13 protein-coding genes and 1 pseudogene are annotated in these 17764 nt (G+C 63.2%); 5 read left to right on the plus strand and 9 right to left on the minus strand.

The window, feature by feature from the left end; translation table 11 throughout:
• Positions 1–31 precede the first annotated feature (31 nt).
• Positions 32–1285 (plus strand): OprD family porin, encoded by a 1254-nt coding sequence (locus F8N82_RS11345; protein ID WP_038995366.1) that lies wholly within the window; start codon positions 32–34, stop codon positions 1283–1285.
• A gap of 80 nt (positions 1286–1365) precedes the next feature.
• On the plus strand, positions 1366–1518 hold the full coding sequence (locus F8N82_RS11350; protein WP_157771861.1) for a hypothetical protein: 153 nt from the start codon (positions 1366–1368) through the stop codon (positions 1516–1518).
• On the opposite strand, the gene F8N82_RS11355 is transcribed toward F8N82_RS11350, so the two are convergent.
• The 7 genes and pseudogenes from F8N82_RS11355 to F8N82_RS11385 form a co-directional block, all read right to left on the minus strand.
• Entirely contained in the window at positions 1519–2736 is a 1218-nt protein-coding gene (locus F8N82_RS11355; RefSeq protein WP_038995367.1) for a fumarylacetoacetate hydrolase family protein, read from the minus strand.
• A 20-nt stretch (positions 2737–2756) separates the two neighbouring features.
• A pseudogene (locus tag F8N82_RS11360) lies at positions 2757–2945 on the minus strand (Ldh family oxidoreductase); the annotation flags it as partial.
• Positions 2946–3140, minus strand: a complete 195-nt coding sequence (locus F8N82_RS11365) for a hypothetical protein (protein WP_038995368.1) — start codon at positions 3138–3140, stop codon at positions 2946–2948.
• 16 nt (positions 3141–3156) lie between these two features.
• Positions 3157–4737, minus strand: coding sequence for an aldehyde dehydrogenase (NADP(+)) (locus tag F8N82_RS11370; protein WP_038995370.1), 1581 nt, complete (start codon positions 4735–4737; stop codon positions 3157–3159).
• Positions 4738–4776: 39 nt separating this feature from the next.
• The gene (locus tag F8N82_RS11375; RefSeq protein ID WP_038995371.1) at positions 4777–6324 is read right to left on the minus strand and encodes a UxaA family hydrolase; all 1548 of its coding nucleotides are present in this window, start codon (positions 6322–6324) and stop codon (positions 4777–4779) included.
• 165 nt (positions 6325–6489) lie between these two features.
• A complete protein-coding gene (locus F8N82_RS11380) occupies positions 6490–7455 on the minus strand; it encodes a LysR family transcriptional regulator (RefSeq protein WP_038995373.1) in 966 nt (321 codons plus the stop codon).
• A gap of 34 nt (positions 7456–7489) precedes the next feature.
• Positions 7490–8437 (minus strand): LysR family transcriptional regulator, encoded by a 948-nt coding sequence (locus F8N82_RS11385; RefSeq protein WP_038995374.1) that lies wholly within the window; start codon positions 8435–8437, stop codon positions 7490–7492.
• 101 nt (positions 8438–8538) lie between these two features.
• Here F8N82_RS11385 and F8N82_RS11390 point away from each other — a divergent pair, with 101 nt between their 5' ends.
• Both F8N82_RS11390 and F8N82_RS11395 read left to right on the plus strand, forming a co-directional pair.
• Complete coding sequence (locus F8N82_RS11390) at positions 8539–9852, plus strand: L-fuconate dehydratase (RefSeq protein WP_038995375.1); 1314 nt, start codon at positions 8539–8541, stop codon at positions 9850–9852.
• 67 nt (positions 9853–9919) lie between these two features.
• Entirely contained in the window at positions 9920–11221 is a 1302-nt protein-coding gene (locus F8N82_RS11395; protein WP_038995376.1) for an MFS transporter, read from the plus strand.
• Positions 11222–11294: 73 nt separating this feature from the next.
• Here F8N82_RS11395 and F8N82_RS11400 read toward each other — a convergent pair whose 3' ends face one another.
• Positions 11295–15554 carry an AAA family ATPase gene (locus F8N82_RS11400; RefSeq protein WP_235376740.1) on the minus strand — a complete coding sequence of 1420 codons (4260 nt, stop codon included), beginning with the start codon at positions 15552–15554 and terminating at the stop codon, positions 11295–11297.
• A 14-nt stretch (positions 15555–15568) separates the two neighbouring features.
• Entirely contained in the window at positions 15569–17134 is a 1566-nt protein-coding gene (locus F8N82_RS11405) for a hypothetical protein (protein WP_038995378.1), read from the minus strand.
• A 410-nt stretch (positions 17135–17544) separates the two neighbouring features.
• On the opposite strand from F8N82_RS11405, the gene F8N82_RS11410 reads away from it, so the two are divergent.
• The gene (locus F8N82_RS11410; RefSeq protein ID WP_038995379.1) at positions 17545–17745 is read left to right on the plus strand and encodes a hypothetical protein; all 201 of its coding nucleotides are present in this window, start codon (positions 17545–17547) and stop codon (positions 17743–17745) included.
• The last annotated feature ends 19 nt before the right edge of the window (positions 17746–17764 follow it).

The raw sequence follows: 17764 nt of genomic DNA on the forward strand, positions 1-17764 counted from the left end.
TCCTGCGCTCAAAAAAAAGGAAATAACAATAATGAAGATCCTTGCACGCACCAAAACGCCAGAACTTGCGGCCCTCATTCTCTGCTCGACAGCCTCGCTCGGCGTGTCGGCAGCCGGCCTGGTCGACGACACTACGGCGTCGCTGAACCTGCGCAATTTCTACCACAACCGTAATTTCGTCGACCCCGCCTACCCCCAGGGCAAGGCCCAAGAGTGGACGCAAAGTTTTATCTTCGACCTGCGTTCAGGTTTCACCCAGGGCACGGTAGGCTTTGGCGTCGACCTGCTGGGGCTGTATGCGCTCAAGCTCGACGGCGGTCGTGGCACGGCAGGTACACAACTGCTGCCGGTGCACGATGGCGGCGACCCGGCCGACGATTTCGGCCGCCTGGGCGTCGCGGTCAAAGCCAGGTACTCGGCAACCGAACTGAAGGTCGGTGAATGGGTATCGCTGCTGCCGATCCTGCGCTCCGATGACGGCCGCTCATTGCCGCAGACCTTTCGCGGCGCCCAGCTCACTTCGCGGGAAATCGACAACCTGACCCTCTATACCGGCCAGTTTCGCGGCAACAGCCCACGCAACGATGCCAGCATGGAGCGCATGTTCATGACCGGCCGCCCCGACGCGACCTCAGACCGCTTCAACTTCGCTGGCGGCGAATACCAGTTCAACGACAAGGCCACGCAAGTGGGCCTGTGGTATGCCCAGCTTGAGGACATCTACCAGCAGCAGTACCTGAACGTGATTCATAGCCAGGCCGTGGGCACCTGGCGGCTGGGCGCCAACCTTGGCCTGTTTCTTGGCGATGAAGACGGCTCGGCGAAAGCCGGGCAGATGGACAATAAAACCACATCCTTGCTGCTTAGTGCAAAAACCGCAGGCCACACCTTTTCCCTCGGCTTGCAGCGGGTATATGGCGACACCGGCTGGATGCGGGTCAACGGCACGGCTGGCTACCCGCTGGCCAACGACACCTACAACTCAAGCTACGACAGTGCCCGCGAGCGTTCCTGGCAGCTGCGTCACGACTATGACTTCGTCGCCCTCGGCATACCGGGCCTGACCCTGATGAACCGCTACCTCTCAGGTGACCATGTGCAAACCGGCACGACCGACAACGGCAAGGAGTGGGGCCGTGAGTCGGAACTGGCCTACGTGTTCCAAAGCGGCCCGCTCAAAGACCTGTCGGTGCGCTGGCGCAACTCGACCTTGCGCCGGGATTTCAGCAGTTACGACATCGATGAGAACCGCTTGATCGTCAATTATCCGATCAAGTTTCTTTAACCTCGATCGCCGGTCAAGTCGGATCGCCGCACCGCCGCTTGTGTCTTGAGGAAGGAATAGAATCAGAAGTGAGAGCGGTGTTGAACGAGCCCGAATACTGGATGCTGGTGTTGACGATCATCCAGGCATTGGCGCTGGCCATGTTGATGCTGAACAGCGCCAGGCACTATTGTTGTTGCAGCGGGGCGATCCTTCAGTCGGTGACACACGCCTCCTTTGGGAACATCGGTTGATCAGGGTTGACGAGCTGTTACCGCCACCTCCAGCAGGCCACGACGACCGAGACTGTCGATCAGTGCGCGCAAACCGAACTCCCACTGCGGCGCCAGATCGCTGGTCGTCACCCGATTGCACAGGCTGCCCAACTGCGGGTTGCTGATAGTCACCACGTCGCCGGGTTTATGGGTAAAGCCGTTGCCCGGCTGGTCGCGGTCCTGCTTGGGCGCGAACAGGGTGCCGAGAAACAGCACCAGGCCGTCGGGGTACTGGTGGTTTTCATTCAGGGTTTGCTGTACCAGGTCCAGCGGGTCGCGGCTGATCTGGCGCATCGAACTGCGGCCCTGCAGGACAAAACCGTCCAGCCCTTCGACGCGCAGATCCACATCGGCGTTACGCACGTCCTCCAGGCAGAAAGTCTCGTCAAACAGGCGCAGCAGCGGCCCCAGCGCCGTGGAGGCGTTGTTGTCCTTGGCCTTGGACAGCAGCAAGGCGCTGCGCCCTTCGAAGTCGCGCAGGTTGACGTCGTTGCCGAGGGTGGCGCCATGCACGTGGCCGTTGCTCGACACTGCCAGCACCACTTCCGGCTCGGGGTTGTTCCAGCTCGACTTCGGATGAATGCCGATGTCGGCGCCATGGCCGACCGCCGACAACGGCTGCGCCTTGGTGAAGACTTCAGCGTCCGGGCCAATACCCACTTCCAGATACTGCGACCACAGCCCCTGCTCCACCAGCACCTTGCGCAAGGCTTCGGCCTGCTCGGAGCCTGGGACGATCTGCGAAAGGTCCGCGCCGATGCGACTCGCCAGGGTCGCCCTGATGGCGTCGGCCTTGGCCGGGTCACCCTTGGCCTGCTCTTCGACCACCCGCTCCAGCAGGCTGGCGGCGAAGGTCACGCCAGCGGCCTTGACCGCCTGCAGGTCGATCGGCGCCAGCAGCCAGGGCAAGGCCGGGTCGCGATGGTTAGGGTCGCTGTTGGCCAGCAGCGCCGGCAACTCGATCAACGCCTCGCCCAGTGGCAGCAAACGCAGGTAGGCCACCGGCTCCGGCACTTCCAGCAAGGCAGAAACGGTCGCCACATGGGCGCTGATATCGTGCACGGCGCCGGCCTTGACCAGCACCACCGCCGGGCCTTGCTGCGGGAGCCAGACGCGGCCGATCCAGGTGCCAGTGTTCAATAACGCAGCGTCCTTGCTCAGGTGCAACGGTGCGTGGGTGTTCGTTTGCTCTGTCATGTCAGTACTCTTGTTGTCAGTTAATGCGAAAGTGTCGGGAGCTGTAGTTGCCCGGCAATCTGGTTGAGGTCGTCGATCAGCTGTGGCGACAGGCTCAACCCTTCGCTCAAAGCCTGCTTGCGCAATTTCAATCCCGTCTGCCCTGGCAGGCGCACCGGTCGCTCGGGGTCGACCGAGCGGCTGGCGAGGATCAGTTGGCCGAGGAACGATCAGCACCGGGTGCGGCAAGGGCCGAGCAGATAATGACCGTCGAACAGCGTCGAAACACCCCTGTCCGAAACCTGCTCGAGCACGCCTGCCCGGGTCACCACCTGGGCCACCTCGGTATCGGCACCGGCGCTTTCGAACAGTTGCTCGACAAAGGCTGTGAGGGTCTGCACATCAACACGGCTGGCTACGCTCATCGCTGTTGCTCCGTGATCAGTTCAGGGCCGCATTGCTCGGCTTGCCATCGACCAGGCGCTGGATACCCAACGGGTTGGCGTCCCGCAGGGCTTCGGGCAGCAAGGCATCGGGCACGTTCTGGTAGCACACCGGGCGCAGGAAGCGATCGATCGCCAGGGTACCGACCGATGTGCCACGGGCATCGGAGGTCGCCGGGTACGGGCCGCCATGCACCATCGCATCGCAGACCTCGACACCGGTCGGGTAACCGTTGAGCAGCACCCGTCCGACCTTCACTTCCAGTACCTCGAACAGATGGCCAAAGGCGGCCAGATCATCGCTGTCAGCCAGCAAGGTGGCGGTCAGCTGACCATGCAGGGCATTGACCGCGCGCAACAGCTCGGCCTGATCATTGACCTCGACCACCACCGTGCACGGGCCGAAGACTTCTTCCTGAAGCAGCTCGTCCTGTTCCAGCAGCAGGCTGACATCGGCCTTGAACAGCTGTGGCTGCGCCTGGTGGCCGCTTTGCGCCAGGCCACAGAGCTTGTGCACGCGCGGGTGCTCCAGCAACGCCTGGATACCTTTGCCGTAGCTGCTCAGGGTGCCGGCATTGAGCATGGTCTGCGACGACTGCTCGGCCATATGCCCGGTCAGTTGTTCGATAAAGCTACTGAAGGCCGGCGAGCGAATGCCCAGCACCAGGCCCGGGTTGGTGCAAAACTGACCGCAACCCTGCACCACCGAAGCGCTCAGCTCCTTGGCCAGTTGCGCACTGCGGCTGGCCAGGGCTTGCGGCAGGACCAGCACCGGGTTGATGCTCGACATCTCGGCGAACACCGGAATCGGTTGCGCCCGGGCGGCAGCCATGTCGCACAGGGCACGACCACCCTTGAGCGAGCCGGTAAAGCCCACGGCCTGGATGCCCGGGTGCTTGACCAGCGCCTCGCCGACGCCACCGCCGAAGATCATGTTGAACACGCCAGCCGGCATGCCAGTACGCTCGGCGGCACGGACCAGCGCCTCGGCGACCCGTTCGGCGGTGGCCATGTGGCCGCTGTGGGCCTTGAACACGACCGGGCAACCGGCGGCCAGGGCGGCGGCGGTATCACCGCCGGCGGTGGAAAACGCCAGCGGGAAGTTGCTGGCACCGAACACCGCCACCGGACCGACACCGATGCGGTACTGACGCAGGTCCGGGCGTGGCAGCGGCGTGCGCGTTGGCAAGGCACGGTCAATGCGCGCGCCATAGAAGTCACCACGGCGCAACACCTGGGCAAACAGGCGCATCTGGCCGCTGGTACGTGCGCGCTCACCAAGAATGCGCGCACTGGGCAGTGCGGTTTCCTGGCAGGTCACGGCGATAAAATCCTCACCCAGGCCGTCGAGTTCGTCGGCGATGGCATCAAGGAACTGCGCCCGGCGTTCGGCCGAGAGTTTGCGAAACGCCGGGAACGCGGTGCTGGCTGCTGTCACCGCATTGTCGACTTCGTCCAGGCTGGCCTGGTGAAAGGCGCCCGGCAGGCGCTCGCCCGTGTGGGCATCGACGCTGTAGACCAGGGTATCGCCCAGGGCGCTGCGCTGGCCGCCAATGAAGTTGTATCCGCTAAAGCTCATGTGCATGTCGCCTCGTCAAGAAGGTTGCAGGGCTGTCAATCAGGTCACGGCACCGGTCTGCCAGGGCACGAATTCGTTCTGCCCGTAGCCGTGCTGTTCACTCTTGCTGCGCTCACCGGAAGCGATGCGCAGCATCTGCTCGAAGATGTAGGCCCCGCGTTCTTCGATGCTGGTGCTGCCGTCGGCGATGCCGCCGCAGTTCACATCCATGTCTTCAAGCTGGTGCTCGAACACCCGGTTGTTGGTGGCAAGCTTGATCGAAGGCGCCGGCGCGCAGCCGTAGGCCGAACCGCGGCCGGTGGTAAAGGCAATCAGGTTGGCGCCGCCGGCGACCTGGCCGGTGGCCGAGACCGGGTCGTAGCCGGGGGTGTCCATGAACACCAGGCCCTGGGCCTGTACCGCTTCGGCGTACTGGTACACGTCCACCAGGTTGCTCGAGCCGGCCTTGGCCACTGCCCCCAGGGATTTCTCCAGGATGGTGGTCAGGCCGCCGGCCTTATTGCCAGCCGAGGGGTTGTTGTTCAGCGCGGCGTTCATGCGCTGGCAGTAGTCTTCCCACCAGTGGATGCGGGCGATGAGCTTCTCACCCACTTCACGGCTCACCGCGCGGCGCGTGAGCAAGTGCTCGGCGCCGTAGATCTCTGGGGTTTCCGAGAGGATCGCGGTGCCGCCGGCGGCAACCAGGCGGTCAACGGCATTGCCCAGGGCCGGGTTGGCGGTGATGCCCGAGTAGCCATCGGAGCCGCCGCATTGCAGGCCGACCACCAGGTGGCGGGCACTGACCGGCTCGCGTTTGACCTGGTTGGCCTCGGCCAGCAGCGCCTTGACCTGCTCGATGCCGGCGGCGATGGTTTTCGAGGTGCCACCGATGCCTTGAATGGTAAAGGCGCGCAACTGATTACTGGTTTGCAAGTGCTGGGTTTGCAGCAGGCTATCGATCTGGTTGGTCTCGCAACCCAGGCCGATGATCAGCACTGCGGCGAAGTTCGGGTGAATGGCGTAGCCGCCCAGGGTCCGGCGCAGCAGGCCCAGGGCCTCGCCACTGGGGTCCACTGCGCAACCAGCGCCGTGAGTCAGGGCAACCACGCCATCGATGTTCGGGTAGGCGGCCAGCGCCTCGGGGTAAATGTCGCGGCGAAAGTGGTCGGCAACGGCGCGGGCGACGGTGGCCGAGCAGTTCACCGAGGTGAGAATGCCGATGTAGTTGCGGGTCGCGACCCGACCATCGGCGCGCACGATGCCCTGAAACATCGCCTCGCTGGCCGGCGTCGGCCTGGCATCGACGCCGAAGGCATAGTCACGGGCAAAATCACCCATCTCGACGTTGTGCACATGCACATGCTCACCGGCCTCGATCGCTTGCGAAGCAAAGCCGATGATCTGCCCGTAGCGGCGCAGCGGCTGGCCCTGCTCCACGTGCTCAGTGGCCAGCTTGTGGCCAGAGGGGATCGGCTGGCGCACGGTGATCGCTTCGGCGTCCAGGCGCAGCCCCTCAGGCAAGGCCTGGCGGGCAATCAGTACATTGTCGAGGGGGTTGAGGCGGATGACGGCAGGGTCGTCGGTGCGGGTGCTGGCAATCAGTTGCATGGGACCTCTCAGGGCGGATGCGGCCGGCTTCTTGTTATGGCGCCGCCCGTGCTGTGCCGGGCGAATCTGCGATAACTCTAAGGAGCCGGGCGTAACATTCCCAATGAGATGATCCGATCAAGCGATAACCCTGGGTTATCGCAGGCGGTCAGTGAGCGATTTTTATCAATCGCTACTGCTGCCCTCCTCTACGCGGCGCTGCCGCGCAAAGTCCAGCAACAGCTCGACAAACTGCTGCGCCGCTGCGCTCAAGGGCTCGTCCTTGCGGGTAATCACCCCGTACTCCAGCGGCGCCAGCTGCAACGGCGACTGCAGTTCGCAGAACTGGCCGCTGCTCAACTGCGCCGCCACCATCGAGCGCGGCAACATGGCGATCATCGGCCCGGACTCCAGCAAGTGCAGGAACATCGGCATCGAGATGGTATTGACGCTGTCGGCCGGGGTGGCGATGCCGACCGCCCTGAAGGCCTGCTCCAGACGCTCGCGCAGCGGCGTGCCGACCGGGTACAACACCCAGGGCCATTCCCCCAGCGCCTCCAGTGGCGCGCCGCCCTGCTGGATCAGCGGGTGGTCCTTGTTGACCACCAGGCTGAAGGGTTCCGGCTCCAGCGCCTGGAAGTCGAACACTTGGCTGAAGCGCTCTTCGGTGAAGCGGCCGATCATCAGGTCGAGCCTGTTCTGCTCAAGCATCGCCAGCAGATGGTCACTGGACTGCTCGACCACTTCGATCGACAGCAGCGGGCTGCGCGCCTTGATCGCGGCGATGGCCTGGGGCAGCACCAGGGGCGTTGCGGCAAAAATCCCGCCGACACGGATAAAACCATGGCCACCCTTGCGCAGGCGGTTGACCTGGTCGACAAACTGCTGCGACTCGGCCAGCGCCCCCTGGGCATAGCGCACCACGTACTCGCCAAGCTCGGTGGGCGGCATGCTGCGCGGCAGGCGCTCGAACAGGGCAAAGCCGAACTGCTCTTCGAGGTCGCGCAGCATCTTGCTCAAGGCCGGCTGGCTGAGGTTCATGCGCGTGGCGGTGGCGTGCATGTTGCGCGTACGCGCCAGGGTGTCGATCAGCACCAGGTGCTTGAAGCGGATCCAGTTGCAGAAACTGGCATGGGTAATGTCTGAAGCCATCAACGGACTGCCTCTTGCAGATAAAAGCGCATGGCTATTGAGCTCGCAGGTAGTGCAGCAAGGTTTCCAGGGCCACCGAGCGCGGCCGCGAACGCAAGGTCAGCAGCCCGAGGTTGACCATCGAGATCGGCAGCTCCACCGGCAGGATAGCGACCATGGCGTAGCGGGCATAATGCTCGGCGACGTCATTGGGCACCACTGCAATCATGTCCGAGGCCTCGAGCATCGCGGTAGTGGCCAGGATCGACGCAGTTTCGACGATGTCCAGCGATTGCACCATGCCGGCCGCCTGCAGGGCGTTCTCGACCCGCCGGCGCATGGGGCTGCCAATCGGGTGGAGGATCCAGGTCAGCTCGACCAGGTCGGCCAGCGCCAGGGCCGACGCACTGGCCAGCGGGTGACCGGCGCGGGCCACCACGCGCATCTGCTCGTCGCTGTCGAACAACTCGATGTTCAGCTCGTGGCTGTCGCTCTGGTCCGGCAGGCGCCCGACCACCAGATCGAAATCACCGCGCAGCAACGACGGCAACAAGGTGTCACTGGTGCCGACCTCCAACGAAATGCGCACCTTCGGATGCTCGCGCTTGTAGGCCAGCACCGCCTGGGTCAACAGCCCCGGCACCGGGCCCATGACGCTACCGACCCGCACCAGGCCTGAAGCACCGCGGGCCAATTCGGCGATTTGCGCCTGGGCGTGCTCGAACTCATGCAGGGCACCCTGGGCATAACGGATCATCACCTCGCCATACAGCGTCGGCTGCATGCCCCGTGGCAAGCGCTCGAACAGACGCACGCCAAGGCGCTCTTCCAGTTGCTGCAGCAACAGGCTGGCCGCCGGTTGCGTGGTGTGCATCGCCGCCGCGGCGCGGCGCAGGTTGCCGAACTCGCCCAGGGCATTGAGCAAGGTGATCTGCCGGCTGGAAATCTTCAGCACGCCAAGGTTGGCCGGCGCCGGTGGCTGGGCTTTGTCGGTCAGAGACATATCAAATCCGGTATCCCTACTTAGGAATTGGCGATTATGCCTGTATCGCTCGGCAACCTACAGTCAGGTCTCCATGTGCCAACCCAGAACAAGAGCCCGCCATGAGCATACGCATTACCCACCTGAGCGTTCGCGACATTCGTTTCCCCACCTCGCTGTCGCTGGACGGCTCCGACGCGATGAACAGCGCCCCGGACTATTCGGCCTCCTATGTCGTGCTGCACACCGACACCGCCGGCCTGGAAGGCCATGGCCTGACCTTCACCATCGGCCGCGGCAACGAGATCTGCGTGGCGGCCGTGCAATCGCTGGCGCCACTGATCGAAGGCAAGACCCTGGAAGAAATCGTCGCCGACATGGGCGCCTTCTGGCACCACTTCACCGCCGGTGACAGCCAGTTGCGCTGGCTTGGCCCGGAAAAAGGCGTGATTCACCTGGCCACCGCCGCCATCGTCAATGCCGTGTGGGACCTGTGGGCCAAGCACGAAGGCAAGCCGGTGTGGAAGCTGCTGGCTGACATGACCCCGGAGCAACTGGTGCGCTGCCTGGACTTCAGCTATGTCACCGACGTGCTCACCCCCGAAGAAGCCATCGCCCTGCTGCGCCGCCAGGTGCCTGGCAAGGCCCAGCGCGAGGCGCAGATGTTGCGCGAAGGCTACCCCGGCTACACCACTGCGCCCGGCTGGCTTGGCTATAGCGAAGAGAAAATGCGCCAACTGGCCCGGGAGGCGATCGCCGAAGGCTGGACCCACATCAAGCAGAAAATCGGCGCCAACCTCGAAGACGATATCCGCCGCGCCAGCATCCTGCGCGACGAAATGGGCTGGGAGCGCACCCTGATGATGGACGCCAACCAGGTCTGGAGCGTCGATGAGTCGGTGGCCAACATGCGCCGCCTGGCGGCGTTCGAGCCGCTGTGGATCGAAGAGCCAACCAGCCCTGACGACATCCTCGGCCACGCCGCCATCCGTAAGCGCATCGCACCGATCGGCGTCGCCACCGGCGAGCACTGCCACAACCGGGTGATGTTCAAGCAGATGTTCCAGGCCGGTGCGCTGGACTTCTGCCAGCTGGACGCCGCCCGCCTGGGTGGCCTCAACGAGGTGCTGATCGTGCTGCTGATGGCCGCCAAGTACGATGTGCCGGTCTGCCCTCATGGCGGCGGCGTCGGACTGTGCGAGTATGTGCAGAACATCGCCCTGTTCGACTACATCGCCGTCTCGGCCTCGTTGCACAACCGTGTGCTGGAGTATGTCGATCACCTGCACGAACACTTCCTCGACCCGGTGGTGATCCGCCGCGGTCGCTACATGCCGCCGCAGCGTCCTGGCTACAGCATCGAGATGCACGCGCAAACCCTGGAGCGCTACCAGTATCCCGATGGCGCCGTGTGGCTCGACATCAACCGTGCCTGACTGACTCACCGTTGCGCGCCGCAGCACCTGCGGCGCGCAGCTCGCACATTTCAACGGGGAAACAACAATGACAATCCTCAATACCGCGACAGCGGCCCCCGCGCCTGCCGTCGCTGACGACCAGCGCCTGAACAGCCTGCTGCTGCGCAAGCTGATGCCGCTGCTGATCGTGGTCTATGTAATGAGTTTTCTGGATCGCACCAATATTGCCCTGGCCAAGGCCAGCATGGGCATCGACCTGGGGCTGTCGGCGGCGGCCTATGGCCTGGGCGCCGGGCTGTTCTTTCTGACCTACGCCCTGGCCGAAGTGCCGAGCAACCTGATCATGCACCGGCTCGGCGCGCGGTTCTGGATCACCCGCATCATGATCACCTGGGGCCTGCTCTCGGCGGGCATGGCCTTCGTCCAGGGCGAAACCTCGTTCTACATCATGCGCCTGCTGCTGGGGGTGGCCGAGGCCGGCCTGTTTCCTGGGGTCATGCTCTACCTGACGTACTGGTTCGACCGCGAGCAACGGGCGCGGGCTACCGGTTACTTTCTGCTCGGGGTGTGCCTGGCCAATATTCTCAGCGGTCCGCTGGGCGGCGCCTTGCTCGAGCTCGATGGCCTGCTGGGCTGGCACGGCTGGCAGTGGCTGTTCGTGATCGAAGGCCTGCCGGCGGTAGCCCTGGCCTATGTGGTGTGGAAAAAGCTGCCGGACGGGCCGGCCTCCGCGCCCTGGCTGTCGGCCGCCGACGCCCAGGACATTGCACGGCGCCTGAACGCTGAAAAAGCCGCGGTGCCACAACAGAGCCGGCTGAGCCAGATGTTTCGCGACAAGCAGATCTGGCTGGCGATCGCGGTGTACTTCGTGCACCAGATCACCATCTACACGGTGATCTTCTTCCTGCCGGGCATTATTGGCACCTACGCCGCCCTGACTCCTTTCCAGATCGGCCTGCTGACCTCGGTGCCCTGGATTGCGGCAGCCATCGGCGCGGCCACCCTGCCGCGTCTGGCCACCTCGCCCGGACGCTGCCGTACCTTGCTGTTCTTCGGCCTGCTGACCATGGCCGCCGGGTTGTTGCTGGCCTCGCTGTCGAATTCGTTCGTCGGCCTGATCGGCTTTTCGCTGACCGCGTTGATGCTGTTCGTGGTGCAGTCGATCATCTTCGTCTTCCCCTCCAGCCGCCTGAGCGGCAACGCCCTGGCGGCAGGCCTGGCCTTTGTCACCACCTGCGGCCTGCTCGGCGGTTTTGTCGGGCCGTCGGTCATGGGCCTGATCGAACAGACCACCGGCAATACCCGCAATGGCCTGTGGCTGATCGCCTCGATGCTGGTGCTGGCGGCGTTGATCAGTACCCGTTTGCGCCAAGGGCAGGAGTCGTAGAGAAGCTGCGGCGGAGCGAATGGAGTGCTTGCACTCCATTCGCTTGAGCCTCGAACATCAGCGGTGCAGCACGTCAGTCCTCGACGCTGCTTTCGAGCAAGTCCTCCAACATTTCCCGCGTGTCCTCATCCACGTCGTTGAGCAGCAACGTCTTGACTGCTTCGCTGTAGCGGATGCCACCGAAGGTCAGGCAGTCGACAATCGCCTGTTTGACGCTCGGTTCCTTGTCGCCTGCCAGCGCCAGGAGAATGGGCTCGGCACTGGGTAATGCGTACATACCGAACAGTTTGTCCGCCAAGGCCACACGGACTTCAGGCTCGGGATCGTTGGCCAGGTGCATCTGGGCATCCAGCGACAGGTGCGGGTGCCATTGGTAGCTGCTGTCGATCAGGGCCAGACGCACCTTGATGTTGCTGTCGCGGGCCAGCATCAACTGGACCTGTGGCAACAATTGCCGGTTCGTTACAAGCGCCAGGCGTACGCTGGTTTCCGGGTCGTTGAGCAAGCGTAGCTGGACCTCTTCGCTCAAACTGGAGCTACCGTTGTGCTGGGCCAGGGCCTTGCGCACAGTGATCGACTCATCGCTGGCCAGCTGCCGCTGCAGCGAAGGGCTCAGCCGCGGGTACGCCGCCAGCAGCTTGCGAATGTCGAGGTCCTTGTCGGTTGCCAGTCGGGCCTGGACCAGATGGCGCAGCGCCGGTGCACGGTCATAGGGCTCACGCTGCAGCAACGCGGTACGCACATCTTTTTCCGGGTCAACGGCCAGGAGCAACTGCGTACGTTTGCTCAGGCGCTGGTTGACGGCCAGGGCGCGGCGCACCCTGGCGGTGGTATCCGCCGCCAGGCGTTGCTCGATATCCCGGTCCAGCGCCTGGTTGCGAACCAGTGCCGCGCGTACCGTTGCGGTGGAATCCTTCACCAGTTTGCGGGCGACATTGAGCGCCAGGCCAGGATTGGCGGCGAGAAATTCTCGCACGTACATTTCATCGTGACCTGCTATGCGCATTTGTACGGTTTCGTCCAAAGCAGGGTTGCGTGCCAATGCTTCCATTAGCGGCACGCAGGCAAAGCACTGGCTGACGTACTCGCCCTGCAAGGCTTCGCAAAGCTTGCTGTTGCCGGCCAGCACGAGGTTGACAGCCGGAGGCTTGGGTTGTGCCGTGTATTTGGAAATGGGGTGATGACGCCCCTGGGCAGGGGGTGTCCAAGGCTGACTGAGCGCCGCCATCAAGGCTTCACTGATGTGCGGATTGCCTGCGAGCGCCTCACGCACTTCATCGAAACGGCTTTTCAGCAGTTGCCCGTACTGAGCCTCGCCAAGGCTGGTGTTGCTTGCCAGTTGAACCTGTACTTCCTGCACATCCTTGAGCAGCTTGTCGAACACCGGGGCCACCAGCGCGGTATTGCTTGCCAGGCCGCTGCGCACCGCAACGGCCATGTCGTCGGCGAGCATCGCTTGCGTGGAGCCGTCGATCTCAGGGTTCTGCGCCAGGGCCCGGCGTATTTCGACAGTGCCCTTGGCAAACAGCTGATGTTGCGTGCTGATATTGATATAGCGATTGCCCGCCAGTTCCTCCTGTACGTCGGCAACGTCGTCGAGCAGTAGCGCTTGAACCGCATCGGTCAGGCTGACGAATGTCGCCATGCGCCCGCGCACGCTGGCCTCGCTATCCCGGGCAATGTGCAGTTGCTGGGCTTCGGGTAACCTGGTGTGCCAGAGAATCACCGCAGCGCGGACATCCGCTTGGGCATCGTTCAGCAGCGTTTCGATGATCGGCGCAACCAGGCTGTCGTTGCTGGCCAAGGCTTCACGTACCGCCGGGTCGGCATCCTCGGCCAACAGGGCCAACACATCGGTAGCGACCTGCGGATTACCGGCCAGGGCTGCACGCACATCGCGCGCCGCACTGTGCGCCAGTGCGCGTTGCAGGTGTGGTGAATTCCAGTGGCGGTTGGCGGCCAGCGCCCGCTGTACCGCGTCGCTGTCCTGGGCAAGATACTGCAAGGTGGCAGCGCCCAATGCAGGGTGTTCGGCCAGGGCGATGCGTACCTGGAGGTAGGCGTCCTGGGCCAGCAGCAATTGCGCTGCGCCAGCGGTAGTGGGGTTCGCGGCCAGCGCCAGGCGAACCTCGACGCAATCCTTGACCAGTTGCAGTTGCACCGTCTCGGGCAATTGCCCTTCCCCTACACGGTTTGCCAGGGCCAGGCGCACATCCAGGTCATCATCGCTCAGCAATGCCACCTGCACCACTTCGGCCAGCCCAGGCAGCCTGGCGAGCGCTTCGCGCACATCGAAATCTTCATCACGGGCCAACAGTGCCTGCACTTCCGCAAGCAAACCACTGTTGCCTGCCAGTGCCAGGCGAATCTGGGCCTGGGCATCTTTGCTGAGCACACGTTGAATATCGATACCCAGGCCCTTGTTATGCGCAAGCGCCTGGCGAACCAGCACGTCCTCTTCAACCACCAGTTGCTCCAGCAACAGGGGATGAGTGCTGTTTTGCGCCAGCGCCTGTTTGTGTTCGGACTCAAACTTGAGCCGCGAAAACTGCGATGCCAGCAAGTCATGGGGGGCCAGCGGATGAATGCAGGCCAGGTGCAACAAGCCAAGGTCATAATCCGGCCGCCCGGCCTCGATATTGATCCGCAGGGTCAGCAGGCGTTCCGGGCAGTTGGGATTGCGGTAAACCGCGGTACGTATGGCCAGCACCGCATCCCCGGCCAGTTTTTCCAGCAGGTCGTCCGGGCAGTCCGGGTTGCTGGCCACGGTTTCCCGGCGGATGGCGTTGGGATCATCGGCCAGCTTGATCATCTGCGCGACACTCAGGCCTTCGCAGGTCGACGCCGCCTTGAGCTTGAGCTTTTCGAACAGTTCTTCATATTTACCGACCTGCTCACGCAGGGTTTCGCGCAACGGCACGGTTGCCGCGATCGCCGCTTCCAGGTCCTCCAGCTTGAGCTCGCGATGGTCGAGGAACGCCGACTCGCGTGCTTCGTTGATCGCGTTCTGGATGTCCGCCCCGGCATAGTCGCGGCACTGAGCAACCAGCTTGATGCGTTGATCGCTCGAGAGCTGCAGGCCATCGCCCTTGAGGTGGATATCGAGGATGGCCGCGCGCTCGGCGGCGTTTGGAAAGCCAACGTAGAACACCTCGTCGAAACGGCCTTTGCGCAGCAACTCGGGTGGCAGCGCGGTGATGTTGTTGGCCGTGGCGATGACGAATACCGCACCGGTCTTTTCCTGCATCCAGGTCAGGAAGTAGCCAAACAGGCGTGACGATACCTCCGAGCCACCGCCGCTGTTCATGCCGACGAAAGCCTTTTCCAGCTCGTCGATCCAGAGAATGCAGGGGCTGACCGACTCGGCCATGGTCAGGGCGCGGCGCATGTTGTGCTCGCTCTCACCCACGTATTTGCCCAGCAGCGAACCGATATCCAGGCGCAGCAACGGCAACTGGAACAGACCGGCGGCAGCCTTGGCCGTCAGCGATTTGCCGCAGCCGGGCATGCCTGCGATCAACACTCCCTTGGGCGCCTGGACACCGGCCTCGCGGGCCTGGGCAAGGCGGCGGAAAATCTGTGCACGACGGCCAAGCCAGCCCTTGAGGTTTTCCAGGCCGCCGACGTCCACCGCGCTCTCGCCAACCTTGATCATTTCCAGGACACCGCTCTTGGCGATGATCTGCTCTTTTTCGTGCTGGATCAGCGACAGCGCCGCGTCGTTGATCTGCTCATGCTGCTGGCGGACCATGGCCAGTGCGGTGCGGATCTCCTCCTGGCTCAAGCCACAGCAGGCCGCTTGCAGGCGCTGACCGATGTGCTCGGGGATCAACAGGTCCAACTGTCGGCAAACACTGTCGAGTTGCACGCGAATCTCTTCGCTGCCGGGCAGTGGCAACGGCAACAGGGTTATCTGCCCTTCGATCTGCGGCGGGATATGCAGGCTCTCCGAGACCAGTACCACGGCGGCCCTGCCGCGGTGATGACGCTGGATACGGTTGAGCAACTGCTTGAGCCGCGCGACGGCCAGGGGCTGATGTTCCAGAGCGCTACGGGCGTCCTTGATGATGAACAGCTTGTCGTCCAGGTCATCGTCGAGCAGTGCTGGCAGGCTGGTGGCAAGCTCGATGCTGGCATTCTGGCTGCCGCGCGGCTGTTTGTTGAAAAAGTCTACCCAGCCGTAACCCAGGTTCCATTCCTTGGGGCTCAGACCCAATTGCACGGCGATGTCTTCGAGCATGGCGTCGACCCGGGCTTCTTCGCCCGACTGGATGTACAGCCCGGGATAGCCGGCGAGCAGGTGGGATTTGATCTTGTCCTTGAGTTCGAGCATGGTCATGTCCGTCATCACGAAAACAGGCTGGCGAATGCACCGAGGGCACGTCCCGCCGATTCGAGTGCACGACCGGCACCTTCGGCAAGGCTGGCCACTACCCTGACTGCGGTTTTGGCCACAGCTTTGCCGGCGTTGTATACCACCTCGCCGATCTGGCCACCGGCGATACCGCCGGCCACTCCGCCAACGAAGCCACCCACCGCGATGCCGACGGGGCCAAACACGGTGCCTATCGCTGCCCCCACTGAGGCCCCCTTCGTCGCCCCGGCAATGGCCATGGTGGTGGTGACGGTGGTGTTGCCGATGGCCTCCAGGGCTTCGCCCTGGGTAAGCTCGCCCTTGCCCAGTTTGTACAGCACCTTGGCGTTCTGCAGGCCAACACAGGCAATGTTGGTGATCAGTCCGGCCGGCGTATTGCGCAACGCCGCTCCCAGCCAGCCATTCTTGACCGCGACGACCACGGCGCCGGAAACCGCCACCTGGGCGGCAGTCTGGGTAGTGGCACGCAGCGAGCTTTCGAAAAACGCCTTGAGGTCTTCACTGGCCTCTGGATTTGCCCGGCCATTGAGACGGTTCCACGCCCGCCGAGCGAGGATTCGTGCACCCTGCATACCTGCGGCGATACAGGCCCCCACCAGTGCTTGCTTGCCGATCTGCTTGGCAATGTCGATCCGGTTGGTGTCTTTCCACTCGTACTGACGCGACTCCTCCTCGGCCTGGGCCTTCTTCTGCAGGGCCTTGGCCTCTTCCTTGGACAGTGGCCGGGATTTCACCCCGTCGGCTTCAAGCACTTCGGTGCTATTGGGCACCTCGCTCGAGTGCCCCTCAGGTACCAGGCGCTCCTGGCCCTCGTAATCGCCACGTTCCAGCTGCTTGATGGTTTCACCGGCGTTGGCGCCATACTTGGACTGGTAGTTGCCAACCACATTGCCATTGCCATCGATGATCTCGATGTCCACCGAATTCGCTTCCTGGGAGCCGACCAGGCGCGCCCGGTAGTCACTGCCCTTGGTGGTAGCATCGATGTTGAAGGTGTCGACGTGATGTTGCTCGGCAATAAACCCGTCCAGGTTCCAGTTGCCGTTTACCTGACCGTCGTGCCTGGTGATGATATCCCGGGCATTGGCAGTGGCTTGCGCCAAGGCCTGGTCGAGGCGACCGGCATACTGGCCGACGTACACCGAGCCGGTCACGCCAGCGTTCTTCTCGATCTCGCCGGCCAGCCAGGAGGCGCTGCTGCGGCCTTTGTCCAGGTGCAGTTGCAACGAGGCGCGGGACTGGTTGAAGGCGTCCGTGGCCTTGATCACCTGGTGCGTGGTGTCCAGCAGTTCTTCGTCGCTCTTCCATAAGTGCGGATACTTGCGAAATTCGTCGCTGAGCCACTGATCCAGCGGCTTTTCGCCGCGCGCATTACAGGAAGCGACGAAGGCCGCAATCACCTCGGTAGTCTTGCCGGCATCCTGCTCGTTGTTGAACAGCACGACGTCCAGGCGCTCGGCCTGAGCGTTGTGTTCAAGGTCGGTCTGCTGCTCGCTGGCGTATTCGTCAGTCAGGTTCTTTTCCACGTCTTGGTTCATCGTTCGTCCTGTTGAATCGGTGTTCAGGATCTCTGCGAGACGCAAGGCCAGCGTGTCATGCTCGTTGGCTGCCACGGCGGGTCCTGTGCCAAATCAGCGTTGGCCGCGACTCTAGCGCTCGGCATTGACAGGTGGTGTCAGTGTTGTGCGAAGCGACCTGACAAAGGACAGGAACAGTAATCGCAATAGTGTCTTATGGCCATCTTTTTACGATTTGCTTGAAGGGCTTTGCGGTTTACTTCCGTTCATCGAAAACCGCCAAATCCTGTCCGTTTTTTTGACAAAACTGGCGTACAGATTGCACAGGCTGGCGCTTGCCGTCGTGGCGCGACGTAATCCTGACGCGACGGCGACTAACTCAACGCTTATGGACGCCAGCAATAGCCTTGCTCGGTCACCGGAGATGTAACGTGTCTACTCTCAATGAAATTGCAGCCAACCACGCCAGAATGACCAACGCCGTGGCAGCAGGCACGACCGAGCCAAGCGAGCGCCAGCCGCTGTTGGTAGTGGGGTTCCAGGCCCCCGCTGCCCTTGACGGGCACGCGCCTGTTCCGCTGCACCTGATGCTGGCAGCCCAGGAACCCAGCCACCTCACTTGCCTGTCATGAAGCTCGGATAGTCGCTAGC

It is taken from the genome of Pseudomonas fluorescens, from assembly GCF_902497775.2.
Classification (GTDB): Bacteria; Pseudomonadota; Gammaproteobacteria; order Pseudomonadales; family Pseudomonadaceae; genus Aquipseudomonas; species Aquipseudomonas putida_F.